Source organism: Kitasatospora sp. NBC_01246 (genome assembly GCF_036226505.1).
GTDB lineage: Bacteria > Actinomycetota > Actinomycetes > Streptomycetales > Streptomycetaceae > Kitasatospora.
This window is the reverse complement of the sequence record NZ_CP108484.1, coordinates 1,548,368-1,561,775: the sequence shown is the minus strand read 5'-3', so window position 1 is coordinate 1,561,775 and position 13,408 is coordinate 1,548,368. Positions and strand designations below refer to the sequence as shown.

Below are 13,408 nucleotides of genomic sequence, written 5' to 3'. Positions count from 1 at the left end.
CGCCGTGCCCGGCCCGGGCCCGGACGCCCGGACGGCCTCTCTCCCGCCGGCGCGGGGCGGGGCGGGCCCCGCAGCGGCGGTCGCTCCACCGGGGTGAGGTCCCGCCCCCGGGCGCCCCGTCCCCGGGCGCCCCGTCCCCGGGCGCCCCGTCCCGGGCGCCCCGTCCCGGGCGCCCCGTCCCCGGCGCTCCGGGGAGCCGGCCCTCGGACGCCGGGCCGGGTACACCCCGCCGCCGGCGGCCCGCCCCCGGCCCCGCCCCGGATCCCGACAGTCCGCGTGGGACGGCCGCGCGCGGCGCCCCGCGCCGGACGGACGCGCCGACGACCCGGGCCGGGCTCCTCAGGAGCCCGGCCCGGGTCGGTGTCGCAGCGGTGCGGGTGGGTCAGTCGGTCACGGCGACCAGCCGCAGTTCGGAGGTGTAGCGGCGGCCCTGGTCGTCGGTGAGCCAGGCCTGCTCCGGCGTGGGGAACATCTCGGTGACGGTGAGCCGGGCGTCCGGGTCCTTGCGGGCCAGCCGGCGGGCGGCCTTGGCGAGGATGTTGACGTAGACCGGGCTGTCGAAGTCGACGAAGAACGGCCGCGGTTCGGTGGGGGAGACCACGAAGACGAAGCGGGGCAGCTCGTTCGCGTCCTGCCAGTGCCGGGCCCGGACGAACCGGCGCGGCTCGGTCTTCTCGTCCGCGAAGTCCAGCGTGGAGCCGATGAACCGCCAGGTCTCCCGGGCCACCACCATCTTGTCGATGGTGATCCGGGGGGAGTGGTCGGCCTCCGGCAGCAGCCGGAAGCGGTCCATCACCAGGGTGGTCAGCACGTGCGAGAAGACCTCGACGGCCGGGAACACGGCGCCGTCCGGCAGCACCACGGTCAGCCGGCCGTCCCGCTGCTCCACCACGGCGTCGGCGCTCGGCGCCGTCCGGTCGCGGTGCGGGTCGGCCGTGTTGTCGAGCAGGGCGACCTGGTAGTCCTGCGGGCGGACCAGCGCGTGCCGGATCCGGGCGGAGAGCCGGGCCTTGTGCTCCTTCGGCAGCAGCGGCATCAGCCGCGGCGCCGGGTGGTCGCGGTCGGTCCGGTCGAACAGCTCCCGGCGGTCCGGGTGCTGGTTGACGAACAGCTCGTTGCCGAGCGTGTTCGAGGCCAGGTGCAGCTCGCCCAGGGCGAGTTCGAACTCGCCGCGGTCGATCGCCGCGGTGTCCTCCGCCGCGATCATCATGTCCGGGCTGATGTACCGGGCGGCGGTCCAGCCCGCGGCGGTGGCCGGCCCGAAGGCCTCCGCCACCCGGTCGGCGAGGTCGGCGCCCGCGACGTTGACCCGGCGCACGCCCTCCGTGGACGGCAGGATCCGCTGCCAGCGGCGTTCGAACTCGGCCTGCAGCTCGGCGGCGTCGGCCCCCGCCGCGCCGTGCAGCACGGGCATGCAGGCGAACCAGAAGGTGGCGAGGTCCACCGGGCGGTCGGCGTCGGTCTCGGCGCGCAGCTTCCCGTACACCGCGGCGACCCGCTCCGACACCCGGGCGGCCAGCGCGGCGGCGAGCCAGGCGGCGCCGTCCATCAGCAGTTCGAGCGGGGCGAGCGCCTCCAGCACCCGGCTGCCGAGCGTCACGTGGGCCGCACGCCGGCAGTCCTGGTAGACCACCGCGCGACCGGGCGCCGTGGTACCGCTCTTCTCGCGCTTGGCGGCCGCGTCGGTCACCCGCTGGAAGGTCTGCTCGACCTCGGTGAGGGCGGCCACCAGGCGCTCGGGGTCGTCGGCCGCGGCCCGGACGGCCTCGCCGGCGCGCTCCAGCTCGTCGAGCCGGGCGAGCGCCTCGGCGCGCACGGCGGGTTCGCCGATCCGCTCCAGGGCGGTCCGGAGCCGGCGGTCCGGCCGGATGTCGGCGGGGAGGTCGAGCTGCCAGGTGATCCAGCGCCGCCGGACCAGCTCGTCGAGGAGCGCGGGGACGTCGGTCCCCGGGCCGGTCTCCTGCTGGATGGCGTGGGCGGTGCGGGTGCCGTCGCAGAGCCGCAGCACCCGCAGCGTCTCCGGCTCCACCGGGCGCGGCGGGCGGCCGGGGACGCGTACCGCGTCCTCCTCCAGCCGGACGAAGGGCACCCGGCGGGGCGCCGTCCAGACGCGTACCGCCGGGTCGGCGCCGATCTCGCGGGCCAGCGCGTCCATCGACCAGCTGGACCAGAAGACCTCCGAGGAGGCGATCAGCCCGGTGCCCGGGTCCATGGTGATGCCGGGCCGGTCGGGGTCGAAGGCGCCCCAGCCGACCGGGCCGAAGAAGCCGATGGTGTCGTTCTTGACGCAGAACCGCTGCCAGTAGTGGGCGACCAGTTCCTCGCGCTGGCGCTGCTTGAAGGTCCGGCCCTCGGTCGCGGGCGACCAGTTGAGGAACGGCCGGATCGCCGAGTCCAGCACCCCGCGGTTCTGCCAGGCGACCGCCGCGCGGAACGGCCCGGAGGCGGCGATCTCCTGCGCGTTCTCCGCCGCCCGGGCGGCGGACTGCGTGAACTCCTCCTCGAAGGCCTGCCAGGCGGCCCCGGAGAGCTTGTCCCGGGCCCCGAACTTGTCCGCGGCCGCCGCCAGGCCCTCCGGCGCCAGCCGGAGCACCCCATCGGCCGGGAACCCCGGGCCGCGCACCGCGACCTGGTCCCACAGCCGCCACCGGCCGCTCAGGGAGACGGATTCCTCGTGCATGCCGGTGCCCCCTAGGCCGAGGCGGGAGCGAGGGACAGGTCGTCGACGACGACCTCCGCGAGCTCCGCGGGGGACGGGTAGGTGAAGACCAGGGCGACGGCGATCTCGGCGCCGACCAGCTCCTGGAGGCGGTCGACGATCTGGAAGGCGGCGAGCGAGTCGCCGCCGGCCTCGAAGAAGTCGCTGTCGGTGTCCAGGCTGTCGTCGCCGAGCGTCTCGCGGTAGAAGCCGGCGATCTGCCCGGCGAGTTCGGCGGTGTCGATGGTGGTCATGGTGGGTCCTTCCGAAAGGGGTGGGGTGTACGGGGAACGAGAGGGGGCGCAGGGCGCTCAGCGCGCCGCGGCGGCGGCCAGCACGGCGGCGGAGTTGCCGCCGGAGACGACGACCGCGGTGCGGCCCGCCGCGCCGGGCCGCAGGGCGCCGGAGCCCAGCGCGCCGGCCAGCGCGGCGGCGCCGCTGGGTTCGGCGGCGATGCCGGCGCGGTGCAGCAGGTCCATGGCGCGCAGCACCGCCGCGTCGTCGACGCCGATCAGGTCGTCGACCCGCCGCCGGACGATCGGGAAGGTCAGCTCACCGGGCCGCTGGCCGCGCAGCCCGTCCGCGACGGTGTCGCTGGGCGGCAGCTCGACCGGTTCGCCGGCGGCCATCGAGCGGGCGTAGCGGCGGGCCCGTTCGGGCTCCACGCCGATGACGCGCACCGGCCTCGGCAGCCGGGCGGCCGCCAGCAGGACGCCGGCCAGCAGGCCGCCGCCGCCGACCGGGACGAAGACCGCGTCGAGGTCGGGGGCGTCCCGGAACACCTCCAGGCCGACGGTGCCCTGACCGGCGATCACGAGTCCGTGGTCGGAGGAGGGCACCAGCGCGGCGCCGGTGCGGGCGGCGAGGTCCCTGGCGTGGCGGTCGCGTTCGGCGACCCCGCCGGGCACCCGCAGGACCCGGCCGCCGAGCGCCCGGATCGCCCGCTCCTTGGCCTCGGCGGCGCCGGCGGCCATCACCACGGTGACCCGGACGCCGAGCATCCGGCCCAGGGTGGCCACCGCGATGCCGTGGTTGCCGGAGGAGCCGGCGACCACCTCGTCGGCGCCGAGCGCGAGCATCGCGTTGGCCGCGCCGCGCAGCTTGAACGACCCGCTGTGCTGCAGGTGTTCGGCCTTGACGAGCAGGCCGGGCAGGGTGTCGTGGCGCAGCAGCGGGGTGTGCCGCACGTGCGGGGCGATCCGCTCGGCGGCGGCCAGGACGTCGGCCGGCCCGGGCAGGCCGGTGTCGGTGGCGAGACCGGTCAGCGGGCGGGTGTCGGCGGCCGTCACGCGACGGCCTCCGGCACGGGCGCGCGCAGGGCGCGGCGGTCGGTCTTGCCGCTGTGCGTGACGGGCAGCCGCTCCAGCCGGGTGAAGCGCCGGGGCATCATGTGCGGCGGCAGGGTGAGCGCGAGGTGGGCGCGCAGCCGGGCGTCGGGGGTGGCGGCGAGCGGGCCGGTGACGTGGGCGTCGAGCCAGGTCCGGCCCCGGTCGTCGGTCTCGGCGGTCACCACGGCGCCGGTGACGTCGGGGTGGGTGAGCAGGGCGCCCTCGATCTCGGCCGGGTCGACCCGGTGGCCGCGGATCTTGAGCTGGCGGTCCGCGCGGCCGAGGTAGTCGAGGGTGCCGTCGGGGCCGCGCCGGGCGAGGTCGCCGGTCCGGTACAGCCGGGTGCCGGGCGGCCCGTGCGGGTCGGGCGGGAAGCGGTCGGCCGTCAGGCCGGGCAGTCCGCCGTAGCCGCGGGCCACCCCGGCGCCGCCGATGTGCACCTCGCCGACCTGGCCGCCCGGGACTTCGCGGCCCTGCGGGTCGAGCAGCCGTACGACGGTGCCCTCGATCGGGGTGCCGACGGTGTCGGTGGCGGTGTCCGGGTCGGCCGGCACCTCGTAGCGGGTGGAGGTCATGGTGCACTCGGTCGGCCCGTACTGGTTGACCAGCCGGCCGCCGACCAGGGCGCGGCCGCCGGCGGCGAGGAACGGGCGCAGCGACTCGCCGCTGGAGCAGAGCAGGCGCAGGGAGCGCAGCCGTTCGGCGGCGCGCGGGTGCTGGGAGAGGAAGGTCAGGAAGGACGGGGTGGTGCTGAGGACGGTGTCGACGCCGTACTCGGCGACGGTGTCGGCGAAGGCCTCGGCGCGCAGCAGGCGCGAGCGGTCGACGAGGACGACGCAGCCGCCGGCGGTCAGCGGGGCGAAGGTGTCCCGGATCGAGGCGTCGTAGCCGGGCGGGGCGAGTTGGAGGGTGACGGTGCCGGGGCCGAGGTGGTTGTCGCGGGCGACGGCACGCAGATAGGTGTCGAGGCCGTGGTGCTCGATCAGCACCGGGTTGGGCGCTCCGGTCGAGCCGGAGGTGTGGCTGACGTACGCGAGCGAACGCGGGTGCGGGGCGGGGAACGCGGGGGCGGCCGGCGGGTCGGCGGGCAGCCGGTCGAGCAGCAGGGCGGGCGCGCCGACGAGCGGGCCGATCCGGTCGGCCAGGGCCGCGGTGGTGAGCAGGTGCGCCGCCGCGCCGCCGGCGGCGAGCGCGGCGAGCCGCCCGTCGGGCAGTTCGGTGTCCAGGGCGAGGAACGCCCCGCCGGTGCGGACGACCGCGGCGATCGCCACCACGGCGTCGGCGCCGGGCGGCAGCGCCACCGCGCAGACCCGTTCCGGCCCGAGGCCGTGGGCGGCCAGGTGGGCGGCCAGCCGGTCGATCCGCTCGGCGAGTTCGCCGTAGCCGACCGGTCCGCCGGGGGTCAGCAGGGCGGGGGCCTGGGGTGCGCGGTCGGCGTGCGCCCGGATGGCGTCGACGAAGGTGGCCCCGGCGGGGGTGCTCATGCCGGCTCCTCCGTCCCGGTGGTCCGGTCGACGGCGACGAGGCGCAGTTCGGAGGTGTAGCGCTGCCCCTGGTCGTCGGTGAGCCAGGCCTGTTCGGGCGTGGGGAGCATCTCGCTGACGGTCAGGCGGGCGTCCGGGTCCTTGCGGGCGAGCCGGCGGGCGGCCTTGGCGAGGATGGTGACGTAGACCGGGCTGTCGAAGTCGACGAAGAACGGCCGGGGCTCGGTGGGGGAGACCACGAAGACGAAGCGGGGCAGCTCGTGGGCGTCCCGCCACTGCCGGGCCCGGACGAACCGCCGGGCCTCGGTCTTCTCGTCCGCGAAGTCCAGGGCGGCTCCGGCGAAGCGCCAGGTCTCCCGGGCGACCACGGTGGAGTCGATGGTGATCCGCGGCGAGTGGTCGCCGTCCGAGCGCAGGGTGAAGCGGTCCATCACGCGGTTGGTGAGCGCGTGGCAGAAGACGTCGAGCAGTTCGAACTCGGAGCCGTCGGGCAGCACGGCGGCCAGCCGGTCGTCGCGCTCCTCCACCAGGACGTCGCCGGAGCGCACGGTGCGCGGGCGGTGCGGGTCGGAGGTGTGGTCGGTGAGGGCGACGTAGTGGTCCTGCGGCCGTCCGAGCGCCTGCCGGCTGCGGGCGGACCACTTGAGCGGCAGCTCCTTGGGCAGCATCGGGAGCAGGCGCGGGCCGGGGAAGTCGCGGCTGGTCTCGTCGATCAGCTGCTCGCGGTCCGGGTGCTGGTGGACGAAGAGGGACTGCCCGAGGGTGTTCATCGCGACGTGCAGCTCGCCGATCACGAGCTCGAACTCGCCGCGCCCGACGGCGTCGAGGTCCTCGGCGATGATCATCAGGTCGGGGCTGATGTACCGGCTGAGCGACCAGCCCCGGCCGCCCTCCGGGAACGCCTCGTGGACCTGCTCGGCGATGTCCGCGGCGGTGAGGTGGACCCGCCGGGCGCCGGCCGGTGCGTCGATGATCCGCCGCCAGCGCTCGCGCAGGTCGGCCTGGATCCGGTCGATGTCGGCGATCGACTCCGGGTGCGGGGCGGGCAGGCAGGCGAACCAGAGCGAGCCGAGGTCGACCGGGCCGCCGCCGCCGCGCTCGCGCAGGGCGCGGTAGGCGGTGCGGATGCGCTCGCCGACCGCCTCCGCGTACCGGTTGGTCATCCAGCGGGCGGCGGTCATGCACAGCTCCAGCGGGGCGAGCTGTTCCAGGACGGCGGTGCCCACGGTGGCGGTGGCGGAGCGGCGGGTGTCGGAGTAGACCAGGGCGCGGTTGGGCGCCGTCCGGGCGCCCTTCTCGCGGACCGCCGCGACCTCGGTGATCTCGGCGAAAGCGCCCTCCAGCGCGGCGAGGGCGGCGGTCAGCTCCTCGGGGTCGGTGCCGGCCCGCTGCACCCGGTCGCGGCCCTCTTCGAGGACCGCCAGCCGGGCCAGCGCGGGTTCGCGCACCTCGGCGTCGCCGATGCGGTCGAGCATGGCCCGCAGTTCCCGCTCCGGGTAGGTGCCGGCCGGGACGTCGAGCTTCCACAGCACCAGCCGACGGGCGACCAGCCACTCCAGCGCGGCGGTGACCTCCGCGGCGGGCAGCGGCCGGCCGAGCTCCCGGCCGGCCAGTTCGGCGATCCCGGCCGGGGTCCGGCGGCCGTCGCAGAGCCGGAAGACGGCGAGCGCGGCCTCGGAGACCGGCAGCGGCGGGCGGCCGGGCACCAGCACGGTACCCTCGGCGGCCCGGACGAACGGCACCGGGCGCGGCGGCGTCCAGTCGCGGACCCGGGGGTCCCGGTCGATCGCCTTGGCCAGCGCGTCCATCGACCAACTGGAGAAGTACACCTGGGAGTCGGCGACCAGGCCGGTGCCGGGGTGGACCTCGATGCCGCGCCGGTCGGTGTCGAAGGTGCCCCAGCCGACCGGGCCGAAGAAGCCGATGGTGTCGTTCTTGACGCAGAACCGCTGCCAGTAGTGGGCGACCAGTTCCTCGCGCTGGCGCGGCATGCTGGTGCGGCCCTCGGCGGACGGCGTCCAGTCGAGGAACGACTTGATGCCGGTGCCCAGCACCGCCCGGTTCTGCCAGGCCACCGCGGCCCGGAACGGTCCCGAGGCGGCGATCTCCTGGAGGTCCCGCGCGGTCTGCACGGCGGCCGCGGTGAAGGCCTCCTCGAAGGCCTCCCAGTCGGCCTTCGCCGGTACCTCGCCGGGGGTGAACTTGTCGGCGGCCGTGGCCAGGCCCTCTGGCGCCAGCCGGAGCACCCCGGCGGCGGGGAAGCCCGGCCCGCGGAGTGCGAAGTGCGGCCACAGGCGCCACCCACCGCCGGGCATTCGTATGGTGTCGGACATTGCTGAGCTACCTCCCTGGGAAACGTGCGCCGGGTCGTCCGCCGGTGGCCGACCGGCCGTCAGGCCTGTTCGGCCGGGATGCCGCCGAGGCACCACTCCAGGACCGCGCGGGCGCTGTGGTACTTGTTCTCGGCCTGCTGGAACGCGATGCTCGCGGGGCCGTCCAGCACGTCGCCGGTCACCTCGTCGCCGCGGTGCGCCGGCAGGTCGTGCATGAAGACGGCGCCGGGGCAGGCCGCGAGCACGGAGGAGTCGACCCGGAACGGCTCGAAGTCGCGCCGCCAGTCGGGGTCGGCCTTGGCCGTGCCGGTGGTCTGCCAGCGCGTGGTGTAGACGACGTCGGCCTCCGGCAGGTCGGCCATGTCGTGCCGCTCCTCGACCAGGGCGCCGGCCTCCTTGGCGAGGGTGCGGGCGCGGTCGAGGTAGGCCGGGTCGAGCCCGTAGCCGGCCGGGGTCCGCAGGTGCAGCTCGGCGCCGGGGAAGCGGGCGAGCGCGAGGGCGAGCGCCGAGGCGGTGTTGTTGCCCTCCCCCGCGTAGAGCACCCGCAGTCCCTCGATCCGCCCGAAGTGGCCGAGCATGGTGGTGAGGTCGGTGAGCGCCTGGGTGGGGTGCTCGGCGGCGCTCATCGCGTTGACGACGGACATCCGCTGCTGGGCGGCGTAGGCGCGGAGTTCCTCGGTGCTGCCGGCGGTGCGCGCCACCAGCACGTCGAGCATCCGGGAGAGCACCTCGGCGGTGTCCTCGGTGGTCTCGCCGGTGTTCTCCTGGAGGTCGTCGGGACCGTATGTGATCAGCCGGGCGCCGAGCCGCAGCGCGCCGGCGGAGAACGCCGTGCGGGTGCGGGTGGAGGTCTTGCGGAACAGCACGCCGACGACGGCGTCGGAGAGCGGCCGGGCGCTCTCGCACTCGCCGGCGGCGTACTGGGCGCCGCGGTACGCGATCCAGCGCAGCTCGCGGTCGGAGAGGTCGTCCAGGGAGACCAGGTGGCGGCGGGGCGGTCGGGGCATCGGGGGTTCCTCCTCGGGTGGCTCGGTGACTCGGGTGGCGGACCGTCAGTTGGCGCGCAGGGCGTCGTGCAGGACGCCGAGGCCCTCGTCCAGCAGCTCGGGCGCGATGGTCAGCGGGGGCATCACCTTGAGGACCTCGTCGTGCCGGCCGCAGCGCTCGATGATCAGGCCGTGGTCGAAGGCGTACCGCTGGACGCGCTCGGCGCGGTCGGCGCCGCCCGCCGGGGCGGTGTCGATGCCGAGCACCATGCCCCGGCCGCGCAGCACCAGCTCCGGGTCCAGCGTGGCGAGCTCCGTCCGGAACCGGTCGAGCCGGGCCGAGTTCCGCTCCAGTCCGGTCAGGAAGGCGTCCTGCTGCCAGAACTCGCAGGCGGCGGTGGCCGCGACGAAGGCCAGCTGGTTGCCGCGGAAGGTGCCGGTGTGCTCGCCGGGCTGCCACAGGTCCAGCTCGCGGCGGAACAGCGTGAGCGAGAGCGGCAGCCCGTAGCCGCTGAGCGACTTGGAGACGGTGACGATGTCCGGCACGATCCCGGCGTCCTCGAAGCCGAAGAAGGTGCCGGTGCGGCCGCAGCCGGACTGGATCTCGTCGAGGATCAGCAGCACGCCGTACTGCTCGGTGACGCCGCGCAGGCGGCGCAGCCACTCCCGGCTCGCCGGGTAGACGCCGCCCTCCATCTGCACCGGCTCGACGACGACCGCCGCCGGCGGCTCGGTGCCCGAGGACGGGTCGGCCCAGAGCCGCTCGATCAGGTCGATCGAGTCGAACGGGCCGAGCGGGCCGTCCTCGAAGGGCACGAAGGTGACGTCGCCGCCGGTCACCGCGCCGGCCCGGCGGGCGCGGCGGCTGCCGGTGACCTCCAGCGAGCCGCGCGACATGCCGTGGTAGGCGCCGGTGAAGGCGGTCAGCCCGGTGCGGCCGGTGGCCCGGCGGGCCAGCTTGAGGGCCGCCTCCACCGCGTCGGTGCCGGTCGGGCCGGTGAACTGCACCTTGAAGTCGAGCCCGCGCGGCCGCAGGACGATCTCGTTGAAGCGGGTGAGGAACTCGCGCTTCGCGACGGTGTGCATGTCCAGGCCGTGCATCACGCCGTCGGCGGCGAGGTAGTCCAGGACGCGCTGCTTGACCGCGTCGTCGTTGTGCCCGTAGTTGAGGCTGCCGGCGCCGCAGAAGAAGTCGATGAAGGCCCGGCCGTCGTCGGTGTGCAGCAGCGCGCCCTTGGCGCGCTCGAACACCACGGGGAAGGTGCGGCAGTACGACCGCACCTCGGATTCGAGCTTCTCGAAGACGGAGGTGTCGGTGGTGGTGGCGGTGGTCATGGGGGTTCCTTGGGGCGAGGAGGGCAAGGAGGGGTCAGCGGCCCGCGGTCGCGCGGTCCCCGCGCGGGCGGGCGGTCAGCCGGGGCAGCGGGCCGTCCGCGGCCGTCCGCGGGTAGCCGTCCAGGGCCGCGGCGAGGGCGGCGACGGTGGGGTGGTCGAAGAGCGCCCGCACCGGCACGTCCACCCCGAGGGCGGCGCGCAGCCGTACGGCCACCCGGGTGGCGAGCAGCGAGTGCCCGCCGAGCCGGAAGAAGTCGTCGTGGGCGCCGATCCCGGTGCTGCCGAGGACCTCCTCCCAGACCGCGGCGACGGCCCGCTCCCGCGGGGTGCGCGGGGCGGCGGAGGCGGCGGTGGCCGTGCGGGGCTCCGGCACCGGCAGCGCGTGCCGGTCGACCTTGCCGCTGACCGCGGTCGGGATGGCGTCCAGCAGCACGAACGCGGCCGGGACGAGGTGGTGCGGCAGCGAGTCGAGCAGGGCGGCGCGCAGCTCCTCGCCGGTGGGCGGCCGTTCGGCGTCCTCCGCGACCAGGTAGGCGGTGAGCTGGCGGCCGCCGGAGCCGTCCGGGGTCGGGTGGACGACGGCGGAGCGCACGCCGTCCAGGGCGAGCAGCGCGGCCTCGATCTCGCCCGGTTCGATCCGGTGGCCGCGGATCTTCACCTGGTGGTCGCTGCGGCCGAGGATCTCCAGCGAGCCGTCCGGGCGCAGCCGGCCGAGGTCGCCGGTGGTGTAGAGCCGGCCGCCGGGGACGGTGGCGTGCGGGTCGGGGAGGAAGGCGCCGGCGGTCTGGCCGGGCCGCCCGCGGTAGCCCCAGGCGAGGCCGTCGCCGCCGATGCAGACCTGCCCGGTGCCGCCCTCGGCCACCGGCTCCAGCCGGTCGTCGAGCACCCGGACGCTGGTGTTGTCCACCGCGGCCCAGCTCAGCACCTGTCCGTCGGCGCCGTGGCGGGCCACGCTGGTCCAGATGGTGGCCTCGGTCGGCCCGTAGAGGTCCCACACCGGGGCGCCGCCGGCGGCGAGCGTCGCCGCCAGCTCGGTGTGCAGCTTCTCGCCGCCGGAGAGCACGGTGAGGCCGGGAGCGGGCAGCCAGCCGGTGTCGGTCAGCATCCGCAGCATCGAGGGGGTGGCCTGGACGACGTGCGGGCGGGCCTCGCCGATCAGGCGGATCAGCCGCTCGGGGTCGCGGGCCTGCTCGGTGTCGGCGAGCACCAGCCGGGCGCCGGTGAGCAGCGGCAGGCAGAGCTCCAGCATCGAGGGGTCGAAGGAGGCGGTGGTCAGTCCGAGGACGGTGGCGTGCGGCGGCAGCTCCAGCCGGGCGGCCATCGACCGGAGGAAGTTGGTCAGCGCCCGGTGCGGGATCTGCACGCCCTTGGGCATGCCGGTCGAGCCGGACGTGTGGAAGACGTAGGCGAGGTCGTCCTGGCCGGTGGTCCGGTCGAGCCGGTCCGGCCGGGTCACCGGGCCGGTCTGCGGGCCGTCGCCGTCGAGCAGCAGGGTGGTCGCGGCGGTGTCCGCCACCCGGCCGGCCAGCGCGCCGGTGGTGACCACCACGGCCGCCCCGGTGTCCTCGACCAGGTAGCCGATCCGCTTCACCGGGTGCATCGGGTCGAGCGGGACGTAGACGCCGTCCGCCTTGAGGACGGCGAGCAGCGCGGTGAGCAGGCCGGTGCCGCGCTCCAGCAGGACGCCGACCCGGACGCCGCGGGCGACGCCGAGGCCGCGCAGCCGGTGCGCCAGGCGGTCGGCCCGGGCGTCGAGTCCGGCGTAGCTCAGCTCGCCGTCCGTGGAGCGGACGGCGATGGCGTCCGGGGTGCTGCGGGCCTGCCGTTCGAAGAGGTCGGTGACGGTGGGGGAGGGCACCTCGCGGGCGGCGCCGAGGCCGAGCGCGAGCCGGCGGCGGCGCTCGCCGGAGGGCAGCGGCGCCAGCCGGGCGGTGGCGAGGGCCAGCGGTTCGTCCGGGGCGGCGAGCACCTCGCGCAGCAGCCCGACGTAGTCCTCGGTGAGGCGGGCCGCCGTCTCGGGGGCGAACAGCGCGGTGGCGTACTGCAGGCGCAGGCCCAGGCTGCCGTCGGGGCGGCCGAGCAGGTCCAGCGCCAGGTCGAACGGCGTCCCGGCGACGGGGGTGGGCACCAGCTCGACGTCCAGGCCGGGCAGCGCGGGCGGTTCGGCCTGGGAGTCGAGGGTCAGGAAGGAGACCTGGAAGAGCGGGTTGCGGCTGAGGTCGCGGTCCGGGGCCAGCTCGGTGACGACGCGTTCGAACGGCGTCTCGGCGTGCGAGAGGTCGGCGAGGGAGCCGCTGCGGACCCGGTCCACCAGCTCGCCGAAGCTCGGCCGGCCCGACAGGTCGGCGCGCAGCACCACGGTGTTGACGAACGGGCCGATGAGGTCCCGGGTGGCGGCCTGGCCCCGGCCGGCGACCGGGGTGCCGACGGCGAAGTCGCTCTGCCCGCTGTACCGGCCCAGCTGGGCCTGGAAGGCGGCCAGCAGCACCATGAACCGGGTGGCGCGCCGGGACCGGGCCAGCTGGTCGGCGCGTGCCACCAACTCGGCGGGGAGGGTGAACCGGGCCACCGCGGCGGCGCCGTCCCACTCGGCGGGCCGGGCGCGGTCGGTGGGCAGCTCCAGGGGCGGCAGCCCGGCCAGCCGGGAGCCCCAGTAGCCGAGCTGCCGGGCGAGCCGGGGTCCGGTGGTGCGCTCGTGCTGGCGGGCCGCGAAGTCGGCGTACTGGAGCGGGAGGTCCGGCAGGCCGTCGGGGCCGCCGGTGGTCGCCGCGCGGTAGGCGGCCGCCAGCTCGCGGGTGAAGACGTTCCAGGAGGAGAAGTCGAAGGCGATGTGGTGCACCACGACGACCAGCAGGTGGTCGTCGGCCGCGAGCCGGGCCAGGGTGGCCCGCAGCGGCGGCGCGGTGGTCAGCTCGATCGGCCGGTGCAGCACCAGGTCGAGGACGGCGGTGATGCCGGCTTCGCCGGGGGCGGGCGCCTCGACGGTCTCCAGCGGGACCTCGACGGCGGGCGCCACCCGGGCCACCGGCTCGCCGTCGGCGGCCGCGTACCGGGTGCGCAGCACCTCGTGCCGGGCGACCACGGCGGTCAGGGCGGCGGCGAGGGCGGCGGCGTCGACGCCGCCGCGCAGGCGCAGGGCCAGCGGCAGCAGATGATCCGCCGTACCGGGCCGCAGCTGGTCGAGGAACCACAGCCGTTGCTGCGAGAACGATGTCGTCCGGACGTCACCGCGGTCCACCGGCTC

Annotated in this window: 8 protein-coding genes; all 8 read right to left on the bottom strand. The window is 76.1% G+C overall.

Annotated features, from left to right (window positions below; genetic code table 11):
- Positions 1-382: 382 nt before the first annotated feature.
- From OG618_RS06800 to OG618_RS06765, 8 genes are read right to left on the bottom strand one after another with little or no spacing between them, the layout of a single operon-like run.
- Positions 383-2,680 (bottom strand): lantibiotic dehydratase, encoded by a 2,298-nt coding sequence (locus tag OG618_RS06800; RefSeq protein ID WP_329486318.1) that lies wholly within the window; start codon positions 2,678-2,680, stop codon positions 383-385.
- Between the two features lie 11 nt (positions 2,681-2,691).
- A complete protein-coding gene (locus OG618_RS06795) occupies positions 2,692-2,952 on the bottom strand; it encodes a phosphopantetheine-binding protein (RefSeq protein ID WP_329486317.1) in 261 nt (86 codons plus the stop codon).
- A gap of 57 nt (positions 2,953-3,009) precedes the next feature.
- On the bottom strand, positions 3,010-3,987 hold the full coding sequence (locus tag OG618_RS06790) for a threonine ammonia-lyase (protein ID WP_329486315.1): 978 nt from the start codon (positions 3,985-3,987) through the stop codon (positions 3,010-3,012).
- Positions 3,984-5,510 carry an amino acid adenylation domain-containing protein gene (locus tag OG618_RS06785; protein WP_329486313.1) on the bottom strand — a complete coding sequence of 509 codons (1,527 nt, stop codon included), beginning with the start codon at positions 5,508-5,510 and terminating at the stop codon, positions 3,984-3,986. The genes OG618_RS06790 and OG618_RS06785 overlap by 4 nt, the downstream gene beginning before the upstream one ends.
- Complete coding sequence (locus OG618_RS06780) at positions 5,507-7,843, bottom strand: lantibiotic dehydratase (RefSeq protein ID WP_329486312.1); 2,337 nt, start codon at positions 7,841-7,843, stop codon at positions 5,507-5,509. Before OG618_RS06780 ends, OG618_RS06785 begins: the two co-directional genes overlap by 4 nt.
- Before the next feature lie 59 nt (positions 7,844-7,902).
- Positions 7,903-8,850, bottom strand: coding sequence for an ornithine carbamoyltransferase (locus tag OG618_RS06775; protein WP_329486311.1), 948 nt, complete (start codon positions 8,848-8,850; stop codon positions 7,903-7,905).
- A 45-nt stretch (positions 8,851-8,895) separates the two neighbouring features.
- Positions 8,896-10,164, bottom strand: coding sequence for a diaminobutyrate--2-oxoglutarate transaminase (ectB, locus tag OG618_RS06770; RefSeq protein ID WP_329486310.1), 1,269 nt, complete (start codon positions 10,162-10,164; stop codon positions 8,896-8,898).
- 34 nt (positions 10,165-10,198) lie between these two features.
- Entirely contained in the window at positions 10,199-13,402 is a 3,204-nt protein-coding gene (locus OG618_RS06765; protein ID WP_329486309.1) for an amino acid adenylation domain-containing protein, read from the bottom strand.
- Between the last annotated feature and the right edge of the window lie 6 nt (positions 13,403-13,408).

Coding starts and splice junctions, on each gene's coding strand:
- OG618_RS06800 (WP_329486318.1), bottom strand. CDS start 2,680: ATGCACGAGGAATCCGTCTCCCTGAGCGGCCGGTGGCGGCTGTGGGAC.
- OG618_RS06795 (WP_329486317.1), bottom strand. CDS start 2,952: ATGACCACCATCGACACCGCCGAACTCGCCGGGCAGATCGCCGGCTTC.
- OG618_RS06785 (WP_329486313.1), bottom strand. CDS start 5,510: ATGAGCACCCCCGCCGGGGCCACCTTCGTCGACGCCATCCGGGCGCAC.
- OG618_RS06780 (WP_329486312.1), bottom strand. CDS start 7,843: ATGTCCGACACCATACGAATGCCCGGCGGTGGGTGGCGCCTGTGGCCG.
- OG618_RS06775 (WP_329486311.1), bottom strand. CDS start 8,850: ATGCCCCGACCGCCCCGCCGCCACCTGGTCTCCCTGGACGACCTCTCC.
- ectB (WP_329486310.1), bottom strand. CDS start 10,164: ATGACCACCGCCACCACCACCGACACCTCCGTCTTCGAGAAGCTCGAA.